Genomic DNA, 21,908 nt, shown 5'->3' on the forward strand with positions numbered 1-21,908 from the left:
GGTAGGGCGGGTATCGCGAGGGGGGATAACGCGTGTTGCGCAGTAGTCGGGTATGCCCATGGCAAAGCGGTAGTCAAAACCAAGCCCGCCCTGTTCCGGGGAGCAGGTGAGACCGGGCATGCCGGAAAATTCTTCGGCAATGGTTATGGCAGACGGGCATACCTGATGCGTCAGGGTGTTGGACAAAGCCAGATGCAGTTCGCCGTATATATTGCCGCGCGGCTTGCCGTCCTTGTCGTAAAAGCAGCGGCTTACGTGAGAAAAATCGTCATCCATGCCGTGATCAAGGTACAGGATGTTGCCCACCGCATCGCAGCGAAAGCCGTCTATGCGATATTCTTCAAGCCAGTAGCGACAGTTGGAGAGCAGAAAGCGGCGCGTCATTTCCTGACTGAAGTCAAACGACGGGGTACCCCATTGATTCAGTGTGCCGCTGAAAAAATAGTCGCTTCCGTCATAGCGGGCGAGCCCCTGCTCGGTATTGGGGCAGGCATGGGCATGCGGAATATCAAGGATAACGGCAAGACCGAGGCTATGTGCCGTGTCCACCAGGGCCTTGAATTCGTCGGGAGTTCCATAGCGGGAGGATGGGGCAAAATAGCTGCTGACCTGATATCCAAAAGAGCGGTAGAGCGGATGCTCCAGGATGCCCATAAGCTGTACAGCGGGATAGCCGCATTCACGTATGCGCGGCAAGATGTGCGCGGTAAAAGCCGCATAACTGCCCACGCTGTTCGTACTGTGTTGCAGAGAGGGTTGGGCCATGCCCACATGTGCTTCGTAAATACGGGGAAAAGGCTGCCTGCCAGGACGATGGTGAGTAAAGCGAAAGGTCTTTTCCGGCAGCCAGAGTCGGGCGCACCATTGGCCGGGCATGATCGTATCCTGTTCCACCCAATTGGCAAAAGCCGGAACCCGGCGCAAGGCGCGATCCCCAGCGGAAGCATTGCGGGGTTGAACGCGCAACTCCATATAGCTGCCGTGACGCAGTGCTTCTTCCGGCACAAACAGTTCAAAAAAACCTTCTGACTGGGGGGTAAACTGAAAATGGGCGTGGCGCTGAAAATTGAGCGCATCGGTGGTCAGCCACAAGGCCGCCGCATGGGGCATATACTCGCGTAGCTGCCAGAAGCTGCGGCCTTCGGCATCTTTGACTTTGTGTACACCAAGGCTGTGGTGCAGATTGGCGTAGGCGTGCAATGAGCCGTATTGCTTTGTAATGCGGTCCAGTTCCGCCGAAAATATTTTGCCCCTTTGTTGCAGAAAAAAGCTGTAAGGCTGTAATGCCGCATCCTGCAAGGGACTCTGAGGCGCTGTAGGTGTCATGGCGGCCTCCATTGGCTGGTTGCCCAAGAAGCAGAGGGCGCAGGCACGTCACGAAGAAACGAAACCGCCCGGCGGAGAGAGCCGCCGGGCGGGAGAACGCGTTATTAGCTGTGCTGCTGCCACTGTTTGCCTGAAAGAGAGGCGAGGCAGTCAATAAGTGCCTGGGTACCCAGGTTGCCCTGTCCTCTGGCCTGCATGCTGCGGTACAGCTCTTCGGCCAGGCCTATGCCGGGCAGTACGATCTGCATGCGGCGACATTCTTCAAGGCAGAGGCCAAGGTCTTTGATGAAGTGGTTGATGAAAAAGCCCGGGGCAAAGTCGTTTTTGAGAATGCGCCGCCCCAAAGTATCCATAGCTTTGCTGCCCGCCGCGCCCATAACCACCAGTTCCAGCCATTGGGGCACATCCAGGCCGGCCTCCTGCGCAAAAAGGCAGGATTCGCACACGCTGAACATTACACCGGCAATGGCAACCTGATTGGCCAGCTTGGCTTTTTGACCAAAGCCGGGGCCGCCGCAGTGCAGGATGTTTTTACCCATATTTTTGAAGCAGCTTTCAAGCTTTTCATAGCCTTCCTTCTCGCCGCCCACAAAGATGGAAAGGGTCGCGTTACGGGCGCCCACATCGCCGCCAGTGACGGGGGCGTCAAGTGACAGGCAGCCCTGCAGCAGGGCCACATCGGCGATGCGTTCGGCCAGTGAAGGGCTTGAAGTGCTCATGTCGCAGACAATGCCGCCCGCGGGCAGGCCCTGCAATACGCCTTCTTCACCCAGGATAACGCTTTCCACATCCTGCGGATAGCCGACAATGGTAAAAACCACATCGGCATTGGCCGCCGCCTGACGCGGAGTTTCGGCCCATTGAGCGCCCTTGGCAAGCAGCGGGTCGGCCTTGGCGCGGGTGCGGTTGTACACGGTCAGGCTATGCCCTGCGTCCTGCAGGTGACCGGCCATGGACAAACCCATAACCCCGGTTCCAATCCAACCTATGCGCAGTTTCTCAGCCATGTTAGCACTCCTTTGGCTACTGGAAGCGACGTTCTAAAATTTCCTTTTGCATGACCTCTCGCGACAACGCTTTGTTCTTGCGAAACAAATCAACATGCTTGCGGTACTGTTCAAGGTTGCGCCGCATGTTTTCGTTAAAGGGGTCACTGCCGCTGAAATCCTTGTTCAGAGAATCATAGGCTGCTGACAGTGTTTCCGGCGTCATTTGCGCGCCGTCTTCCACCTTGCTGCGATAAAAGGTCAGGGATTTGTCAAGACTGGTGTCCAGCATGGCAAGCCCTCTACGGGCAGTATCCATTATCTGGCGCAGTTTTTCAAGTTCGGCACCCTTGGCTGTTTTGCTGTCCCGTTGCATTCCATCCAATTGTGATTGCAGGGACTTTCTACGAATGGAGTAGTTGCGGATGGTCTCGGTCATGTACACGCCGGTGCGTATGAGCGACAGTGCTTCCATCTGCTTTTGCCGCTCAAGCGTGATATTGTTTTCTTTGATGGTATTGCGCAGTTCCTGAAGGTTTTTTTTCACTGCCTCATTGGGGGCGGACGCCAGCAGGCGGTCCAGTTCTTCAAGAGGATTGCGCGCGGCCTGTGTGCCGTAACCCGCCGCCTCCATTGATTCCCCGGCTTTGCCCCATTCCGCCAGCAGTTCCTGGGGGCGTGGCCCTCCCGGAGTATTGATGCCAGAAATAACAGGGCGAAAGCCCATATCGCGTGCATGGGCCGGGCCGTCTGCCATAAAGAACGGAGTTTCTTCACGTCGGCCGGGTAAAATTTCCGCTTCCCCGGAAAGAAAGGAACCGCCCTTGCGCACGAAACCGCCCGCTGAGCCGTGCAGCCTTCCGGCCAGTGAAAAGCGGAAGGCGTCCAAAACCATTTCAGCAGCATTGCCTGCGGTGTCATAAATACCCAGGGGATTGGGTTTGCGTGAGCCGATGTTGGCGGTTTCTTCTGCTCTGGCTGCTCCTTCCGGCCGATAAACGGCGTAGTCGGCCTTGCTGGCCTCAGGCGGCAGAGCAAAGAAATCTTCTTGCAGGAGTTGCTGACTGCCTGCCATATGCCCGCCGCGGGCGGCGTATTCCCATTCCGTTTCCGTGGGCAGGCGCACAAAACCCACATTGCGGCTGTCACCGGAAAAGCGGGGGAGCGACTGCGGCGAGTTTTGCAAAAGCCATGCGGTATATTTGCGTGTGAAATCCACGGCATCATACCAGCTTATGTCTGTCACCGGCTTTGCAGCGCTGGCTGCAGGGGGCTGGGCGGTGGGGCAGGACGCATCCATAACTGCCTGCCATTGCAGGTTGGAGACTTCGTATTTTGCCACAAGATAAAAATAGTTCTGTCCTTTGGGGGCAAGCCTGCGCCAATCCGGCGGCAGATCTTCAAGAGTGAAGGCACCGGAAAGCGCGGTATTATAGCGGCGGTCATAAAAAGCACGGCTTGCGTTGGCGCTGTCATCCACACCAGGGCGCATGGGCATATCCCACAAAAGCCCTTTGGCTGGCACGGCCACCAGTTTGAAAGCCATGTTGAGGCCACAGGGCATGGGCAGCAGGATATCGTCAGCCGCAGGCTTGGGATCGCAGGCGTCTGCGGCGGTCAGTTCACCTTTGCGGGCCAAGGCGGCTTCTGCCTGATCCATAGGCATGCTCGCGCCGAGCAGGCAGGCCAGCAGGACAAGGCGGACCAAGGCAAGGCGTGCCGAAAAGCGCCGGGGTTTATATTTCACGGATGACCTCCGAAGGTTCGATGCGCGCGGCCCGCAGTGCCGGTCCCAGCGCCGCTGCCACGGCAAGCCCGGCCACTGCGGCAAAGGTAATAAAAAAATGCTGCGGCAGCAGGCGGCAGACCTGCTCCATACCGCTGAGGCTGGCGCTGAAAAGATGATTGATCACCAGCGCCGCCAGTGTATACATGCCTGATGCGAGGCCTGTGCCGAGAAGAGCGGTAAGCAGTGCCTGTACAAGGGGCAGCAGCATAAGCTGGCCGGTGGTAAAGCCTGCCATGCTCAGCAGGCCCAGTGTGCGTTCCTTGCGTTTTACACTGGCGAGCGTGCTGCTGGTGGTAGATGCGAGAAAACCGGCAGCCGTAGCCGCACAAATAAGCGCAAAGATGAGATTGAGGGCCTGGGACAGGCTGTTGACCTGCTCTATCTCTTCAGCATGGGTGTAAACTTCCAGCCCTTGTTGCGCAAAGGCCTGACGCATGCGCATGACGGCATCCAGGTCTTTGGCGTAAAGCCGAAAGCCGGGATAGAGGCGTGCCTCTTGCGGCCGTTCCTCGCCGGTCCAGCCGTTTTGTATTCCCAGTTCCGGTACTGCGCGGCCGTCACGGTAATCTTCGGTGGCTTCAAGCAGGGAAAAGGGAATAAAGGCCACATCCTTCTGCTGGGCCGCAAGGGGCAGAACGGAAACAACGCGCAGAGGAACACGCACGCTTTGCGCCTGACCGTTCAGGCGGCGCTCCACCTTGCCGGAAAGCGCGTCTCCCGTTGTCACATGCAGCTTTTCCGCTGCGGAGGTTGAAAGGGATATGCCGATGGGCTCAGTAGTGGCATTTTGCGGCATGCCCGGTACTGCGGCATCATAGTGGCGCAGTAAAGGATCCCCCGGGGCCGTTGGTTCGAGCGAGACAAGCAGGCTTGTACGCCGGGTCCCGTCGTCCGCTGTCAGATCCATGGTGGCGGCGATGGAGCGCGTGCGGGGGAGCACAAAGGACACGTCCCGGTGCGCGGCCAGATCATCAAGATATTGCTGTGAAAAACGACCACTGAGCACCGGCGAGATTTCAAGGTTGCGTGGCTCGTTGCGCAGCCTGTCCGTCAGCGTTTGCATAACGCCGAACTTGACGCCATAGAGCACCAGCAGGGGAGTGAGCACTGCGGCAAGCCCCAGAACAGCGCAGGCGGAGAGCAGCTTTTCCCGCGCGTAATCCTGCCATGAAAGGCTAAACATCTGTGTCAGAGCCAGAAAACGGCCGGGGGCATTGGGGCGGCGGCTCATACCTGAACCTCCCCGAGTGCCTGATCGCCGGGCATGTCTCTGGCTAAGCCGCCAGACATGCTGTGGGGCGCGCCTGAGTCTGCCGCGTGGTCAATGCGTGATACGATGCCTTTTTCGCTTTCTTCAGGGATGACCCGCACCGGGGTGAAACCCGCTTCTAAAGCCATTTCGAGATTATGCGTTACCATTATGACGGTAATTTGCAGCTTACGGGCCAGATCGGTAAAAATGCGCAGGGCATTGCGGGCGTGCATGGGGTCAAGGGCTGCCGTAGGCTCATCGGCCAGCACAACGCCGGGACCGTGGGCCAGAGCGGCGGCAATGGCCGCCCGCTGGCGTTCGCCGACGGAGAGTGTTCCCGTATACTGGTCAAGCAAACGCCCAATACCAAGCCCCTCGACTATTGCCTGCACCTGTGGTTTGCGCTCTTCCACGCTGCCCAGGCTGCGACAGCGTAGAAGAATATTGTCGCCGGCCGTAAGAAAGGGCAGCAGCCCACCGGTTTGCAACACATAGCCCAGGTGGCGCCGGCGAAGCTGGGCGAGGGCGTTGGGGCCGCCCGCGTGCCAGGCCTGCAGCACGTCAACGCTGCCGTGCGGCTCGGGGCTGAACAGAAAGCGCTGTTCTTTATCGGCGGCTATACCCGGAGGCACATCGGGCCGGAGTATGCAGGCCAGTAGGTCCAGAGCCGTGCTCTTGCCGCAACCGCTGGGTCCCACCAGCGCCAGCAGGCCGCTGCGGGGAATATCAAGGCGCTCCACATGCAGGCTGAACCCTTCAGCGCCGGGACGGCTTTTGCGTATCTGCCGCAGGGAAAAAACCTGATTGTCCATATGCGGGCCTTGTCAGATACAGTCTAGGGTAACATGCTCAAAGGCACGCGATATACCCAGTCGCCGGGATTGGACTGGCCGAAGCTTTCCCAGTTGGCGCGGTCCCGGTCGTACTCCTCATAGCGGGCCAGGCGTGACTTGAGCCTGTTGATAAAGGCCGTCTGCTCGCCCACGCTCATGCGATACCAGTCTTCTTCGCGCAACAGCATGATGTCGCTCTTGTAGGGCAGCCCATCCAGAAATTCCGCCAGTACACCCAGTTGCGCCAGATTTTTCCCCTGCGTCGGCATATTGGGGTCGCGGGCCATGCGCGTGGAGGCAGAGAGCACGCCCTGAAAGAAATCGCGTGAATCGGTTTTTTTGGTGCGTTCTGCGCTGTCAATAACGGCCTTGATCTGGGCGCTCAGGTCATTGAGCTGGTTTTTGGTCAGCAGTACGGCCACTTCCACGCTGGGGCTTTGCTCGCTCCTGGCAAGACGTTTGAGGTCCATGTCGGCAATCCAGGAGCTGACAACGCTGGGAGCCTGGTTTTCACGCGCCTTGCCAAGATATTCCAGTTGCATGGCATAGCCCAGGGTGGCGGCAAGGCGGGCGGCTTCTTCCTCGGCAGTGAGCTTTTGGGGTTTTTCGTCTTTTGGTTTGGTCATGACTTTGCCCAGGGCCGTGTTTTTAACCATATCCACCATGCCTGCGGCCAGCACTTTGGCGACCTCTGCAAACTGTTTGGCCCCGGCTGCGGCTGTGGGCGCGGCAACCACCTGATAGTTTGAGCGATTGCCCGAGAGTTTGCCCAGGGCGCGGTAATTCTGTTCAGCGTAGGCGTGGTTTTTGGCTCCGCCGGGACTTTTGATGTGCAGGATGGATATCCAGATGCCTTTTTGCCGCGCAAAGTCATTGAGCTCACTGGGCCCCATACTGACGGAGGCGTATTTGTCCGTGTTTTTGAGAGGACCGGCATCGGTAATGAGCAGGATGAGCCGCGAGGAATAATCACCCCAGTTGAGGGCCTCTACAGCCTTGTACACACCTGCCAGGGAATCTTCGTTGAAGTCGTGGCTGGAGACTGTGGCTTCCTGCACCGTGGAGAGTTTTTCTTCAAGGCTTTTACGGTTTTTTGCCGTAGTGAAATCACTTACAACTTCAGCAACATACCCCAGGCCTGGAGTGGCTTTTGTGCTGTTGCGAAAGGCAACCACGGCAAAGCCCACGTTATCTTCCAGTTTGTCCTGTTCAATTTTGTCGTATATCTGGCGCACTACGTTAAGGCTTTGGTCAATATACGGCTTCATGGAAATTGTGGTGTCTATGACAAGGGCTATGCCTGTTTTGGGCGGACCGCTTTTGCCGTTCTGGCTGCCCGGCATGCTGCCGGGGTCGATGGAAGCCACGCGCAGAAATTTTACCCCGTCAAAGGGGTCTTTCATGTCCAGAATAGGCATGAGATAAAAACGCTTTTCTGAGACCGCTCCGGCTGCGTCCGCAGGTTCGCTGGCCAGCACGGGAAAATCGGCCGGCGGCGTTTTGCCGCCTTGCAGCAGGCTGGCAGATTCGGCATTGAGTTTATCCAGGCGCGTGTCCATATCCGGAGCGGCGCAAACGTCGTTCAGCGCGTTTTCTGTTTTGAAGAAAAGCACCGGATCGCGGCCTGTACGCGGCGTAAAAAGCAAGGTAAGGGACTGGTTCCAGTCTGTTGCCCTGGTCGTTTGCAGCCAGCCCTCGGGGGCGGCGGCGCCTGCCCCGACTTGAAGCCAGCCCTCACTGCGGGCATAAACATAAAAAACGGTAAAAGGCGTTACGCTTTCCTTTATCACTGCGGTATCTGCCGCGGGGCCGGCCATAAGGCGTGCACCCGGGTGGCTGACCACCCGCTGGAAAAGTGTTTTTTTACCTTCCAGCAGCAGGGGGGCAGACTGTGCATGTGACACGGCAAAGATGTTTCCGGCAACCAGGAAAAAAAGCAGGGCAAGAGAGCAGGCCGCAATGCCGGACAGCGCACCGAACATACAGTGACGGCAAGATATGATGGTGATGGGGCGCATGGCGGGTATCCTCCCGGACTCCGTTTTATATTGACAGCATCAGCGCGGCGACAGCCTGAGCACAACCGGATATGCCGGTAAAGGGGCCGCCTGCGTCTGAGGATCAAAAATCAGTTCCAGCTTTGCAGCAAGGTGCGCGCTTCGGCGTTGCCCTTGGCTTCTTCAGCTTTGGCGTATTCCTTGAGTCTGTCCAGGGCGGCCTGGGGCAGTGCCTTGTCCTGCCCTTTGTGCAGGGCTTCATCATACCAGCGTCTGGCCTGGGTCATGTCCACAGGAATACTGCCCCGGGGCAGGGAAGCCGTGGGATCGTAATATTCTCCCACCAGCAGCATTGCTTCGGCATTGCCTTTCTGGGCAGCGTCTTCAAGCAGCAGAAAGGCGGCATCGCACTCTTCGGGGCTTGCATCGGCCTTTCGCATGGGTTTGGCCATGGCCAGACTCACATCGGGCAGGGCTTCTCCACGCAACTGCTCACGGGCAGATGCCAGAGGAGATTTGGCCGCAGCACCGTTTTCTGCACTCTGCGCGCCGGAAGCGGCACTTGAGGCAGACTGCCCGTGAGCCTGCGGCAACGGGGGGCTTTCCGGCTCACGCAGCACAAACCACCATACGGTAAGTCCGGCGCAAAGCAGCAGCGCCAGCACACCCATGGCGATGGCGGTTTTTCCCCGGCCACTATGGCCGATTTCTGTTTCGTGCGCCATTTGCAAGGGCTGCTCCACCAGAGGAGCTTCCGGTTCCGGCTCCGGTTCAGGAGCGAGTTCCGGCGGCGTAACCGGCATGGGGTCCGGATCAGGATCAGGAACCGCAGCCGGGGCTTCCGGCGCACTATACCCGCCCATGCCCTGGCCGCCGCTGATGTTGGAATACATGAGCCTGCCCACGGCCATGGCGCAAGCTCCCTGACCGGTCAGGCTGATGCGGTAGGCGTCAAGGCTGTCCAGTTCGTCTATGACTTCAGGCCCTACATGCAGGCGCAGTTTGCTGTCGCTTGTGTCACACGACTGCGGGCTTATGGCTGTTTCACTTTCCTGCCAGCCGCCGGAAGAAAGGCATTTGCCGTCCGAGGCTCTTTGCAGGGTAAAAGAAGGGGAAAGTGTGGCGTCAACCCCTTCGATTTCAATAATGCCGTATCCGGGACCGCGTTCCGGGTCCGCTGCAATGCTGGCTCGCATAGATTATCCCTTGAAAACCTGCAAAATGTCGCGCAGGCGGTTGTTTTGTTCCGGATCCAGAGTCTGCTGGCCGTCAAAGTCCACATTGGCCGTGATGCTGTAGGCCAGGGCACGCAGCCAGTCAGTATACCAGAGGCGGTCATAGGGCGCTTCCTGTTCGCTTATATGCGGCTCGCCCGTGATGGGCTGCGGCGGGTCAAACAGGCTGACACTCCTGCCGCCAAACAGGATGGTGCGCTGGCTCTGATCCTTGAAGCGCGGATCAAAGCCCAGCCAGTCAACAAAGGCGTTGATGGCGTCTGCGGCCAGGCTTACCTGTTTCCAGATCAGGCGCTCACGGGCGATATTGCTGTATGACGTACCCCGGCGCAGCTCCTCTTCGAGATTCTCACGCAGGCGGCAGCGCGCGGCGGCCAGGATGATCTCGTGGCACAACTGGTCAAGCTCCAGCGCCGGAAGGCCAAGCTGGCTGCGTGCCTCGCCGGAGGCAGAAAGGTCACGCAGGCGGCCTATCCAGTGTTCCATAACAAGTGAAGCGAAGACCCCAGCCATATCCCTGGCCTGCTCCTGCTCGTTGGGCGTGGTTGCAGCAGGCGTGCTTTCGGCGCTGTCACCGAAAATGTCTCCCAGAATATCGTCAGCCGAGACACGGGTTCCCACCACCTGGACGCTTGCCGGAGACTGGCCCTGTTCAGGCATCTGGCGGGCGTTGAGGCACAATTCATACAGGTCATAGTCGCGAACCTGCAGGCGGCGTAAAAAGTCACCAAAGAGCTGTTTTTCTGCAACCTTGGCCAGCAATGTGACAAGGGTGCGCGAAAGCTGCTCTTTCTGGCGGCGCAGCTCTTCACGGTCGTCTGTACGGTAAAACGGGGCAAGGCGCGCCAGAAGCTGCTCTTTTTTCTCATCAAGGCTTACGCTGATCTGCTGCCGTTTAAGCTCGGGATTGCACAGGGGGCGCAGGCTGTCGCGCAGGAGGCTTACGCCGCCGTCGTTGAGGGTCATGGCCGCCTGCCAGACCTTTTCCGCCCCGGCTACGTGGCGCTGCACCAGAGGCGACTGCAGAAAAGCCTGGCGCACTTCTTCCACAAAGGCGGTCTGGTCCTGACGGATTCCGGTTTCACGGCCGCCTGCATAGTCAAATATGGCTTCGCAGGTGAAATTGGGATTGCGCAGAAGAAAAACATTGTTGAACGGATGGACGCCGTCCCAGTTTTCCGGCCAGTCATGCACCTGGCCGAAGAATTTTACCAGCGATGATTCCAGCCGGGTCGTCCAGCGGGTTTCCACTGAGGGCGAGCCTTTCTTTTTTTCAAACTCCATGTCCATCTTGGTAAGCACGAAAAAAAGGGCCGGATCCTTGCCCGCGCGGCTAGAGGGCTTTTCGCCGTGAGTGGAGCATATCCACTCGTAGACGGCATGGGGCAGGTCGTGCACCTCCTGCGGGCCGGGTGCGATGCACAGGAGCATGCTGGTCAGTTCTTTTTCTTCACGGTAGCGCTCAAAAAGGTATGCCACCTTGCCGCGCAGAAAAAGCTCCTTGAGCATGTCTTCCTTGCTGGCAAGGGCTTCACGCAGATTGGTGAATTTGTAACGCGAGCGGTAGCCGGGAAAGTCCAGCAGGTCGGTATGGTCAAAAAAATCATCGGGCTTCTCACGCATGAAGATGGTGATTTCGGCCGTAAGCGCCGTGACCACCGCCCTGGGCAGGCTGACCGTGCGGCCGTTGGGCGCAAGAATGGGCAGCACGTCATCCGTGCTCTGCCTGAGGCCGCGCAGGCGCTCCACATCAATGATGCTCCTCTCTCGCGGAATAAGGGCCTCAAGCGGGCAGTTGACCTCGGCAGGATTGCCCAGACTGTGCAGTGCATCGCATAATTGCAGATAAACGGACTGAAATTCTTCCACCTCATCCCATATGAGGCCGAAGAGGCGGGCGCGGCCCGCAGTGTCCAGCCGTGGAGCCAGAGCGGCTGCCCTGGCCCAGTAGCCGTTCTGGAGCATCTGCACACGCGGACGCGAACTGAAATTCTTGTTCACATAGTCACGCAGATCTTCCACATCATCGACGCTCAGGCCATCCGCAACAGGACTCGTGGGGGCGTTGGCCTCAATGGCGTCCAGAGCCTTGACCAGCGCTTCGGCTGCGGGAGCATCCTGATGATCGCAGTCCGCATAATAGGTGTTGGCCAGCACACGGGCCACATCCGTTTCAGAAAGCAGGCGCAGGCGGATAGGAAATTCCGGCGAAAGCCCTTCGGGCTGGCTTGTGGTGAAACGCGTGACAAGCCCTGTGGATTCTTTACCACCCTCAGGGTTGATTTTTTTCAGAAAATCGTGGCTTTCACCACAAAAGTCGGCCAGCAATGTTCCATTGGCATCACTGGCAAGCGCCGAGATAAGGTACGACTTGCCGGATTGGCTTGGCCCGAACACGCCCACGCACATTTTGCGTTCGGCCGCCTGCCCGCACTTGCCGAAAAAACGGACGGCGTGGCGCATATCTCTGAGAAGGGCGTTTTTTTCGCCACCCACAAGTTCGGCATTTTCCTGAAGCCATGTTCCGGCCTGCCCGGCGGTATCGGCCAGTTGGCGGCACTGCCGCGCAAGGTTCATATCCTGCTGCATAACCATAACTAGTTGCCTCGCTTAACCGGCGTCGGTCACAATGCCGGTGTCCAGCCAGTAGCCTTCGTCCAGCTTCAGGGTTTGCAGGCGTATTTCAAGGTCGCGCCTGTCTACGCCACGTCCCTGGCTGTCCACAATGGAGATAATGCTGAATTCGCCTTCGCTGCGGTCTTTTTCGTCATCGGTGCGCGGGGCATCGTCCCACACGTCTTCGACGGTCAGGCGCACTTCCACTTCGTAGGGCAGGCGGCCGGAAGCTCTGGCGCGTGCGTCCTCGTTGCTAAAAGTGAGCAGATGGTAGCGTGTGGTGGGCCAGCGCTCCGCATCCAGTTGCCGGTAACCGATGGAAAGCGGTCCGCTGAAGGCCACGCGGCGTATCTGCTCGGTGCCTTCATTGCTGTCCACATCCACAGTAAACCAGACCTTGGGTTTTTTGAGCTGGCTGTTGATGTCCATTTCACCAATATACCGTGCAGTGGAGGTGAGCCGCAGCGCGCCGGAATCAAAAGAAAAGCCTTCAAGGTGTCCATCAGCCAGTGCGCAGAGGATCGCCCCCACGACCACCGTGGTTTTGGGGTCTGTGATGCGGCCCTGTGCGTCTGCAAAGGGATACCAGGACCCGGCGTGATAGCTGCGCATGGGGATGATCCTGTCCGGCGGCACGGGCAGTTTGGCAAGAACCGAGGCCACCACACCGTTCCAGGAACTGGGCCGGCCGGTGAGCAGCAGCACGTCGCAGTCATACATATGCACCATTTCGCACAGAGCAGACAGGGTCGGGCCAAGGGTGGCGCGTATGGTCACGTCTACGGCAGCCGGGCTGACCACAATGGGTACATCCAGAATGTTGAAGTTCTGAATGAAGGGCGCTCCCCGGCGCACCATGCCTTCCACTGCCCGCAACATGCCGGCCTGCGGACGCTGTGCAAGGGCGGCAGGCTCGTAAACCGCGCTCTTATCTTCGGTTTGTGCTGCGGGCTGGGCAGCATTTGGCTCATGCAGCAGGTCAGGTTCAAAGAAATCCCGCAGGGCGCAGGTATAGCTGGCATGCCGCATGTCCGGGTTTTCGCAGGCCGCCAGAAGCCCCAGTGCAACGGGGACGGCAATTTGCCGTACAAGGCGCACGCGGGTGTTGCGGTCTTCCTGTGACATGCCGATGGAATCACGCCCGAAAAGCTGGCCCAGAAGGGCGCGTGGCTCTGTCAGGCCCTGTTGCACCAGCGCCTGCCCTATGGCCGGAATAACATGATTGGCTACAACCTCGCGCAGAACTTCGTCCCCGGCGATGTTGAAGCCGTCCCTGAAGTCCGTGTGCGGCACAATGCGGGCGGTATCGCCTTCGCCGCTGGCAAGCTCATACGTTGTTATGGACAGGTCTGTGGTGCCGCCGCCAATGTCAATGGAGGCCATGCGTATGCAGGGCCTGCCCTGGCAAGATGGGCGCGGTCTGCCCAAAAGGCGAAAAAGGTGGTGCGCGTCGCCGTGCTGTTTTACGGCCAGTTCGTTGTACAGCAAGACAAGCTGCGAGCAACTGGCTTCGTCCCAGTCGCAACGAACCTGCGGGCTTTGGCGGTAGTCGCCGCCCTGGCCCCGCGCAAGCGTTTTGGGGGCATACCACTGTTCCCATCCCAGAGCGGTCCACACAACCCGCACGGCCCAGACGACCCATCGGCGGAAAATTCGCTTTTCAGCTACGGGCATGGCCGTGGGGACGGTAAAGATGAGCCTGCGCAGACGGCGGGGCAGGTTGGGCAGTTCCCGGCGGGCGCGGGTAGCCGGAGAGTTGATGGTCACAAGGGCCTGCGTGAGAATCTCTCCCAGCATGAACAGCATGAGTGACGAGCGCGTGAACAGGGATTCAAAAATGGGTTCCGCCTGCTGTTTTTGCAGGGCCGGGCTTTTTTTGAACATGGGGTCGTCAAAACAGGCCAGGGGGGTTCCCAGCGGGTTGAGTTGGCGGGGAAAAAGACCGCGGCTCACCATTGGTTCGGCCTTGCCACCGGTATTGTAGCGCCAGCTTTGCTGCCACGGGCGCTCATCCCAAAGATAGCGTTTGGGGCTGGACATGCCGGTTGTGCCTTCGGCGCACACAGCCTGTGTGGCGAGGCGCGCCGCTTCGGGACCGATGCGCACTGCTGAAGGCCAGGCAAAAGCGGGCGATTGCCTGCCGGAGCGGCGCGAAAGGGCGTCGTTGCCAAAGGCCGCATCCACAAATTCCACACGGGTTTCAAAGGGGTCCGAATAGATGTTTTCCGGCTGGCTCAGGTCCCGTAGCTCCAGAAGATAGCTGTCATTAAGATTTGTAACGCGCTGGGGCAGGGTTTCAACCAGAATGCCCGTGGTGCGCGAATTGCCGATATCCAGCACAAGATCCACGTCCACAGGGGTATCGCGGTCGGGATTGATGACCTGCGCAGCCAGATCATTGAGGGCCATGCGCACAACGTCGAGCCATGTCAGGTAATAGGCCAGATGTTCAAGCACATAGGGGGTGTCGTCTTTCCACGAACCCCGCCCCCGGTGTTGTGTCTGCCGCCAGCCGTCGAAAATGCCGCTCAGCCATTCGTCAACCCATGCCGCATTGAGAAACCACGAATTGTCACGAACCAGATGCGCCAGCATGAAATGCCCGTGGGCTGCCACATCCTGCGGTGACAAGGCGTGGTAGGCATCACCTTCGGCCGGGCGTTGCTCCACATTGGTATCGAAGGCCAGCACAATGCGTAACTGGCCCGGATGACGGTCGGAGTGCATGACGCGTGCGCGCGCCCAGTTGGAGGGGCCGCATTCAAAACGCTTGCCGCCATCAGGCCATGCCTGATCAAGCGTGCGCAGAAAGGGGATGGGCAGCCAATGCCCTTCCCATATGTCCACGGCACGCCGGGCTTCAACACTATAGTCTTCATCGCAGGGTTGACCTGTCAGTTGATCGATGAAGCCGTTTTCCGCTTCTGCAAGGCAGCGCAAATAGTGGGTATACCGCCCATCCGCATCACCCTGGTTCTTTTTTTCTTCCCTGAAATAGCGGCGCACTCTGCGGATGGATTCCTCCTGCAGTGCGAAATCCAGAAACTGTGGGCAACCGCCGGGAATGATGCTCACAGGGGAAAGATAGCGGGGTATGACATTCATGCTTATTTCCTTCTGAAGCGGGCGTCCCATTTATTTTTGCCCGCGCCCAGTTCTCTGCCTTTGCACTGGGTTGTGTTTTCACTGCCGGTGCATTCCACCTTTTGGGGGACATATGTACCGCCGCGGGGGCATCTGGCCTGATCGGATTCAAAATTCAGCCTGTTGCCCTGAAAACGGGCATTGGCGGATCCGCTGCAGACCTGCCCGTTGCGCTCGCGCACAAAACGGCGGCCCTTGCCTTTTTTGTCAAAGCAGTATTCCGCCACAATGGGTTCGTTGGACGGGTGTGAATACAGGCCAGTTTCGCTGGTCCAGCAGCCCTCAAGAAAACTCAGGTCGTTCTTTTTGGCGGCGTCCTGGGGGATGGTCAGATCATCGTTTTTTTTCTTGGGCTTTTCCGGCTGCTTAGGAGGCTCCACAGGCTTGGGCTGCTCCTTGGGTTTTTCCGGTTTTGGTTGCGGAGCAGGCTTGGGCTCCGGCGGGGCTTGGGGAGTCTCGCCCAGGAAAGGTTCCACCATCTCAGGTTCCGGCAGCGGTTCCACCGGTTCTTCTTTCTTTTCCTGAACGGGAGCGGGCTTTACAGGCTTGCACAGTGCCGCCCGTTCCTGAAGCTGGTTCCACAAGAGCGCCAGTTCGTCATTCAGTGCCGCAGCGCGCTGCTCTTCGGCCACAAGATTTTTACGGTCCACAGGCAGGCAGCCTGCTGGCAGGGGGGAAGGGAAAAGCCCCAATGCCGCACCGAGAAGCCAGAGTAAAAGCAAAAGCAGAAGCAGAGGCAAGAGCCAGGGCAGGCAACCCGTTCCGGCTGCCGGGGCTGGTACAGGCACCGCTGGCGGCGGGGGAGGAACAGCAGCGCCCAGCCGGGTCAGGTCCTGCGGCAAAGCGCCTGCGCTGCCTGGAGCAAAGCCCCAGTTGACAAGTACAGGCTGCCCACCCACAGACCAGATATCATCGTCCGATGGGTGTTGCAGGGCAAGGCGCAGTAACTGGCCCGAAAGCGCCTGGCGCGCCTGCGCATCAGAAGTGAGTGTGCCGGAGAGAGCGGCGATATCACTGGCCAGAGAGGCCGCCCTGGTGCGCAGGGCGTTGGCATCTTCTTCCGGCAGATCCTTGAGGGCAATCGCGGGACCCTGCCCTTCAGCATACCAGTCCACACTGCTGCCTTCGGCATCGTGCTGGGGTTCAGCCAGCAGGGCGGCATGTTCCGGCCCCAGCTTTTGCAGCAGGATGGCTTTGAGTTGGGCGTGGCAATCTGTGGCAAGTATACCTTGACTGGCAAGCGCCCGCATGGGGCCACGCATGCTCACAGCTATACGTATGCTCATGGCTTGCCTCCCTGGTCATTTCCGGCTGCCTGGGCGGCGCCTTTTTGTGCCGCCTGTTCCGGCGCGGAGGATTTTTCCTGACCGGAAGCTTGCCCCTGGCCTGATGCCGCGGGCGCAGCAAGCGTGAAGGGAATCCCCGCAGCGCGCAGAAAGTCCGCAAGGCTGGCGCTTACAATAGCCAGGCTGGACTGCCTGTAAGATACATCATCCAGTTTTATGAACGTGTTGATGCCGACAACTTCACCTTTATCATTGACCAGCGGTCCGCCGCTGTTGCCTTGTGACACGGTAGCCGTATGCACAATGAGGGGCGGGTTGCGTTCAAGTATAACGCTCACCACACCTTCGGTGTAAACCACCTCGGGCGCTGCCGCGTTATTGCCCTTGAGCAGGGCCAGAAATTTGGGGTCATCGTTGGTCACGGCCCCGGGAAAGCCCCATGCGCTGACTTTTTCGGTACGCCAGACTTCAGTGGTCAGCGGCAGGGGCGTGATGCCCGGGCCGTTTTCGACGGCGAGCACGGCAAAATCACGCCCGGCGCTTTGTGTTGTCTGCAAAACGCGGGCAGCAAGGGGCGCGCCTGTGGCTTTGCTGACGATGACAGCCTTGCCAGCAGGGCCAACCACATGCGCGTTGGTTACCACATGCCCCGGAGTAACAAAAAAGCCCGACCCCATAGAAAGTCCTTCGGGCTGCATGGCCAGAACAAGTACCGTGGCCTGCTCCATAAGGGCGGCAAAGCCTTGGGGCGGCGACACTGGACGAGTGGTCTGCGGCAGTGCCGGTGTGGCGTCCGGGGGGGCTGTAAGGGGCGCGGCAACGCCCCCGGTTCCTGTGGTGGAGCCGGGCAGCGGCGGCCAGATCACCCCGGCCGGGGGTGTCAGAAGAGGCAGACGGCGCAACACTTCACACGGTTCTTCCTTGAGAAGCTGGCGCAGCTTTTCAATAAATTCCTGCCGGGCCAGGTTTTGTCGTTGCAGCTCGGCAAGTTGCGATGTCGCTTCTGCCTTGAGGCTTTCAGCTTCCTGCCACTGTTTCCAGAAAAGCCATGCGGCGAGAAGCAGCAGGGCCAGAAAGAACAGCAGCCCCCAGAAAAGGGGACGCCGAAACCAGGGCAGCGGGGAGGTCGCCGGAGCACCGGGTGGTGGTGACTGCTCCGGTGTGACCGGATTGGGCGTTTGACTCATGGCAACTCCGCGGCAAAGACCGCAGGAAAATATTTGCGCTGCCCCTGGAGTAAATCGGGAGGCAGCGCAAGCATGAAGTTATCCAAGCAGGTTGTTTACAGTTTCTTCATAGCTGTTCATACGGGCATCTACATCACTGCGCGTGCTTTCAAGCTCCTTGCGCGAGGATTTCCATTCCGATGCCTGGGGAGCAATGCTGGCCTGCTTGACGGCAGGTTTCTTCTTGGGCGTGGAAGTCGCAGGCGAGGCGGGCTGGCTTGCCGTGTAATCCGAAGCCAGAACGCGTTCGTACTCGCTGTTTCTCTGGGCCATGGCCGAAGAAGTATCTTTAAGAATATAGGCTGTTTCTTCAAGCCCACTGCGGATTTCATTGTACCGGTCCTGCAATTCGAGGCGGGTGATTTGTCCGGCCCGGTACTGGTCGACAACCAGCTTGAACTGCTGGTCATAGCACTTGGTGGCCAGTTTGGCCGCCGCAGTTGCCCGGTTCATGCTGGCCGCTTCTGCACCCATCTGTCGGTTGTATTGCGCAAGATAGGCAGCGTCACGCTGTTTTTCCTGAGATTTACCGTAAATATTTCCGCCCACAGCGCCTGCCGCGCCGCCTGCCACGGCTCCCGCCAGGGCGCCTTCGACCTTTCCGGTCGCCAGGCCGCCAATAAGCGCGCCTAGCAGGGCTCCCCCGGCAGCACCCGCAGCAGTGCTTGTGCCGGTGCTGTTTTCGTCTTTTCGCAGTTGGGCCACAGGCTCATAGCACTGGGGATAGTAGTTTACCTTGGTTCTTTGTTCGCCATAGCGGCTGGTGCAACCCGAAAAAAGCAGGCCGCCCACAAGGATACAAACAAGAGGAAGATATGCGCGCCGTTGCATGCCACGGCCTCCTGATAAAAGTTTAAGGAAAGTCGTCACTTCTCTAATGATACTGCAAAGTCGTACTATACGGCAAGTCCCGCTGCGGCAACGCTGTGGACAGGCCGTTCAGCCGCAGGCGCAATATGTGCCGAAAGCGTGCGTATGGGCCATGTGGTTTATTTTGATGCCCGGTGGGAGAGCACCTTCCACTCGGTCTGTTGCAGCCTTGGCCAAGAGGTATGGCGTAATGACGGTGAGCGGGTAACGCCGCGTAACGGCTTTGGCGTCATGCCTGTTTAGCGCCTTGAAACTGCATAATCTTTTGAAACCCTGTCCTGACCGGGGCCGGCAGGGTTGATTGGCAGGGCGGCATGGCCGGGGTGCGAACGGGAGCGGGGTGGATTTGACAACACGCAGTCGGGGATGGTTAAACAACCCGGCGGTAGCCCGCGTTATGTCCACGCCTGTTTTTGCGTCAGGTGTGGTCTGCGTGTTTGCAGGCACGCCCTGCAGCAACATTTTACCTCGTGAGTTATCATGGCCTTTTTTGCTTCCCGCGATGCCAAAACCACCATCGCCTGCCCCAACTGTCCGGACAGATTGCACATCGTTCGCACGTGTCATGAAGTTTTTATGCGTTGCCCCGGGTGCGGGGCAGAATTTCCCCTGCAGGACTATATCAGGCAGGCCGATGACGCCATGGAAAGCTTTTTGGAGAATGTTTACTGCAACCGCATTTGAGGCATTTCTGGCGCGGTTTCGGTGTGTTCAGAATATTTTTAACGGCATTTCATTCTAAAGTTACTCTGACGGCTGTGCCAGCAGGTCCCTTCGCGAAGGCGCAACGCTCTGAGCCGTGCTCAAGGGCTTACGGGGGCAGGCTGCCCGGCTATGTGTCCGCGCTGTTCAATGCTGAAGCGGACCTTGCGAAAAATCAGGAATGCAGTGGGTGAAGTGGCAGCGTGCTACCTGCCGCGTTGTGCCGCGTGAAGGGGAAGGGCTTTTCCCGCAGCCATGCCGCTGGCCCAGGCCCAGTGTAGATTATAGCCGCCCAGAAGGCCCGTCACATCCAGCAGTTCGCCAGTGATGAACAGGCCCGGGCAAAGACGGCTTTGCATGGTTTGCGCATCCACTTCGCCAGTCTGCACGCCGCCGCGACAGGCTTCAGCCTTTTTGAGGCCCGCGGCTCCCACAGGCAAAAGGTTATGGGCGTGCACAGCCTCTGTCAGGCTGTTGCGGGTTGCGCGTGAAAGTTCCGCAATTTTTTTTCGGGCATTTTCCTGGGGCAGCAGCGCATCCACAAGGCGTTGGGGCAAAAGACGCCCCAACAGCGCCCGTGCGGTCTGCTTTCCGGCTTCCGGCGCATCCAGCAGGGCTTTGAAGTCGTGGTCAGGAAGAAAATCCACGCGAACCTGCACTCCGCTTTCCCAAAACAGCGAAGCCTTGAGCGCGGCCGGGCCGCTGAGGCCGCCATGCGTGAAAAGCAGGTGGTCCTGCCAGTGATGCGCTTCTACCGAAATGCGGACAGGCAGGCTGATGCCAGAAAGGCTGGTGAGAACGTGTCCCTGAGGCAGCAACAGGGGTGTCAGGGCCGGATGCGATGCTACCAGGCTGTGGCCCATCTGCTGGGCAAGCCTGTATCCATGCCCGCTTCCTCCTGCCTGGGGCCAGGCAGGGCTGCCCATGGCCAGCACTACGGCTGGGGCGCGCCACTCTCTGGCAGGGGTATGCACTGCAAAAATGCCGTCTGAAAAATTTAGAGTTTCCACGGGGCTGTTGAATTCGATACGACAGCCCCGCTGACGGCAGTCTGTCACAAGAGCCTGGACCAGTTTTTGGGCAGGCACAGTCAGAAAAAGCTGGCCGTGCTCTCTTTCTTCAAAGGGCAGATGCCATTGCCGGACCATGCGCTGTATGGCCGCCGGGGCGAAGGCCCGCAGGGCAGGGGCGCAAAAAGCGCTGCCTTCGGGGCCATCACAGCGGTAATCCTGCGGGGTCACACGGCGGTTGGTAAAGTTGGCTTTTCCGCCGCCGCTGACGGCAAGTTTGCGTGCCGGAACAGCACCGCGCTCAAGTACGGTTACGCGCAAGCCCTTTCCTGCGGCTTCACGTGCACAGATAAGTCCGGAAGCTCCCGCACCCAGAACGAGCACGTCCGCCTGGCTTTCATCCATATGCTTCTTTGTTCCGGCAAGGCCGTGCGGAACGCGCAGGGGTGCAGGGACAGAGTTGCTGGATGTGGGTATGGCGCCTGACAGGTTTTTTGAGGGGGAGCGGTGTAAACTGTTTTTTTGCATGCGCTGAAGGTATACGAGGCCGGACGGTCTGCCAAGATATTCAAATGATGTTCAGCAATAAAATATGCCTGTTGAGAAAACTATGCCCATACTTGATTCACTCTATGCCTGCCCCTGGTATGTAACAAATCCCCATGCCAACACCATGTGGCCTGTGCTTTTTCGCCCGCAACCCGAGCTTCCGCCGGATACGCGGCGGCAGCGTATTGAAACGCCTGACGGGGATTTTCTGGATGTGGACATGCAGCCCGCCGTGAATGCGCCCGGTGGCAATTTCGGGCAGGGGCGCGGCATAGCCATAATATCTCACGGGCTTGAGGGCAACAGTCGCCGCAAGTATGTGCTCGGCATGGGTGCTGTTCTGCGGTCTTTGGGCTTTGATATACTTGCCTGGAACATGCGTTCCTGCTCGGGCGAGCCTGGCCGCACCTCCCGCCTGTACCATATGGGGGAGACAGAAGACCTGTCCACGGTAGTGCGCTTTGCAGAAATGTTTGACCGGCCGTTGCTGCTGGCAGGGTTCAGCATGGGGGGGAACCAGATATGCCGCTATCTCGGGCGGAGCCAGGTATCGCCTCTGATAAAGGGGGCTGTTGCAGTGTCTGTGCCGTGCGATCTTTCTGCTGCTGCTCCTGTTATGGACGGTTCGGCCTGCCGCCTGTACATGTGGTATTTTTTGAGAACGTTGCGAAAAAAAGTGCGGTACAATGCCGGACGTTTCCCCGGCTACCCCTCGGTTGACGGCATTGAGCACATTCGTACCTTTTCGGAGTTTGACAACCGCTTTACCGCGCCGACCTTCGGCTTTTCTTCAGCCGGCGACTACTGGGAGAAAAATACAGTACTGCCTGACCTGCCCCATATCACTGTTCCCACATATCTGCTGCTTGCGGCGGACGATCCCTTTTGTGCGCCATCGTGCTACCCGTGGGACGCTGCGGAAGCCAGTTCACACTTATATCTTGAAGTGGCAGCCCATGGCGGGCATGTGGGCTTTGTGCAGCCCGGCGGCCTCTATTACAGTGAGCAGCGCGCCCGTGACTTTGTCGGCATGCTGCTGGAACAGGGAGCGTTCGACTGAACGGCTACAGGGGTGTGCGGCTGGCCG

General features: G+C 58.8%; 16 protein-coding genes. 3 read left to right on the plus strand and 13 right to left on the minus strand.

What is annotated here, in order from left to right; translation table 11 throughout:
* The 12 genes from QZ377_RS07335 to QZ377_RS07390 form a co-directional block, all read right to left on the minus strand.
* Positions 1–1,326: alpha-amylase family glycosyl hydrolase (locus QZ377_RS07335; RefSeq protein ID WP_291440517.1), on the minus strand; the 1,326-nt coding region annotated here is incomplete at its 3' end.
* 104 nt (positions 1,327–1,430) lie between these two features.
* The gene (locus QZ377_RS07340) at positions 1,431–2,333 is read right to left on the minus strand and encodes an NAD(P)-dependent oxidoreductase (RefSeq protein WP_291440518.1); all 903 of its coding nucleotides are present in this window, start codon (positions 2,331–2,333) and stop codon (positions 1,431–1,433) included.
* Between the two features lie 16 nt (positions 2,334–2,349).
* Entirely contained in the window at positions 2,350–4,059 is a 1,710-nt protein-coding gene (locus QZ377_RS07345; protein ID WP_291440519.1) for an SUMF1/EgtB/PvdO family nonheme iron enzyme, read from the minus strand.
* Positions 4,049–5,332 (minus strand): FtsX-like permease family protein, encoded by a 1,284-nt coding sequence (locus QZ377_RS07350; protein ID WP_291440520.1) that lies wholly within the window; start codon positions 5,330–5,332, stop codon positions 4,049–4,051. The genes QZ377_RS07345 and QZ377_RS07350 overlap by 11 nt, the downstream gene beginning before the upstream one ends.
* A complete protein-coding gene (locus QZ377_RS07355; protein WP_291440521.1) occupies positions 5,329–6,165 on the minus strand; it encodes an ATP-binding cassette domain-containing protein in 837 nt (278 codons plus the stop codon). Before QZ377_RS07355 ends, QZ377_RS07350 begins: the two co-directional genes overlap by 4 nt.
* A gap of 23 nt (positions 6,166–6,188) precedes the next feature.
* The gene (locus QZ377_RS07360) at positions 6,189–8,204 is read right to left on the minus strand and encodes a vWA domain-containing protein (RefSeq protein WP_291440522.1); all 2,016 of its coding nucleotides are present in this window, start codon (positions 8,202–8,204) and stop codon (positions 6,189–6,191) included.
* 110 nt (positions 8,205–8,314) lie between these two features.
* Positions 8,315–9,379: a sel1 repeat family protein gene (locus QZ377_RS07365; RefSeq protein ID WP_291440523.1), complete on the minus strand. Its 1,065-nt coding sequence runs from the start codon at positions 9,377–9,379 to the stop codon at positions 8,315–8,317.
* Positions 9,380–9,382: 3 nt separating this feature from the next.
* A complete protein-coding gene (locus tag QZ377_RS07370; RefSeq protein WP_291440524.1) occupies positions 9,383–12,013 on the minus strand; it encodes a putative virulence factor in 2,631 nt (876 codons plus the stop codon).
* Positions 12,014–12,028: 15 nt separating this feature from the next.
* Entirely contained in the window at positions 12,029–15,139 is a 3,111-nt protein-coding gene (locus QZ377_RS07375; RefSeq protein ID WP_291440525.1) for a virulence factor SrfB, read from the minus strand.
* A 2-nt stretch (positions 15,140–15,141) separates the two neighbouring features.
* On the minus strand, positions 15,142–16,464 hold the full coding sequence (locus QZ377_RS07380) for an SrfA family protein (protein ID WP_291440526.1): 1,323 nt from the start codon (positions 16,462–16,464) through the stop codon (positions 15,142–15,144).
* Positions 16,461–17,651 carry a serine protease gene (locus QZ377_RS07385; protein ID WP_291440527.1) on the minus strand — a complete coding sequence of 397 codons (1,191 nt, stop codon included), beginning with the start codon at positions 17,649–17,651 and terminating at the stop codon, positions 16,461–16,463. Before QZ377_RS07385 ends, QZ377_RS07380 begins: the two co-directional genes overlap by 4 nt.
* Before the next feature lie 78 nt (positions 17,652–17,729).
* Positions 17,730–18,521, minus strand: a complete 792-nt coding sequence (locus QZ377_RS07390; RefSeq protein ID WP_291440528.1) for a glycine zipper domain-containing protein — start codon at positions 18,519–18,521, stop codon at positions 17,730–17,732.
* Positions 18,522–18,665: 144 nt separating this feature from the next.
* Between QZ377_RS07390 and QZ377_RS07395 the strand changes: the two genes are divergently transcribed.
* Both QZ377_RS07395 and QZ377_RS07400 read left to right on the plus strand, forming a co-directional pair.
* Positions 18,666–18,803, plus strand: coding sequence for a hypothetical protein (locus tag QZ377_RS07395; protein ID WP_291440529.1), 138 nt, complete (start codon positions 18,666–18,668; stop codon positions 18,801–18,803).
* A gap of 237 nt (positions 18,804–19,040) precedes the next feature.
* Entirely contained in the window at positions 19,041–19,244 is a 204-nt protein-coding gene (locus tag QZ377_RS07400) for a dual CXXC motif small (seleno)protein (protein WP_291440530.1), read from the plus strand.
* 224 nt (positions 19,245–19,468) lie between these two features.
* Here the strand turns inward: QZ377_RS07400 and QZ377_RS07405 are convergent, their stop codons facing one another.
* On the minus strand, positions 19,469–20,677 hold the full coding sequence (locus QZ377_RS07405; protein ID WP_291440531.1) for an aminoacetone oxidase family FAD-binding enzyme: 1,209 nt from the start codon (positions 20,675–20,677) through the stop codon (positions 19,469–19,471).
* A 205-nt stretch (positions 20,678–20,882) separates the two neighbouring features.
* On the opposite strand from QZ377_RS07405, the gene QZ377_RS07410 reads away from it, so the two are divergent.
* Positions 20,883–21,881 (plus strand): alpha/beta fold hydrolase, encoded by a 999-nt coding sequence (locus tag QZ377_RS07410; RefSeq protein ID WP_291440532.1) that lies wholly within the window; start codon positions 20,883–20,885, stop codon positions 21,879–21,881.
* Positions 21,882–21,908: the final 27 nt, after the last annotated feature.

The sequence above is a fragment of the Desulfovibrio sp. genome (assembly GCF_019424165.1).
GTDB lineage: Bacteria > Desulfobacterota > Desulfovibrionia > Desulfovibrionales > Desulfovibrionaceae > Desulfovibrio.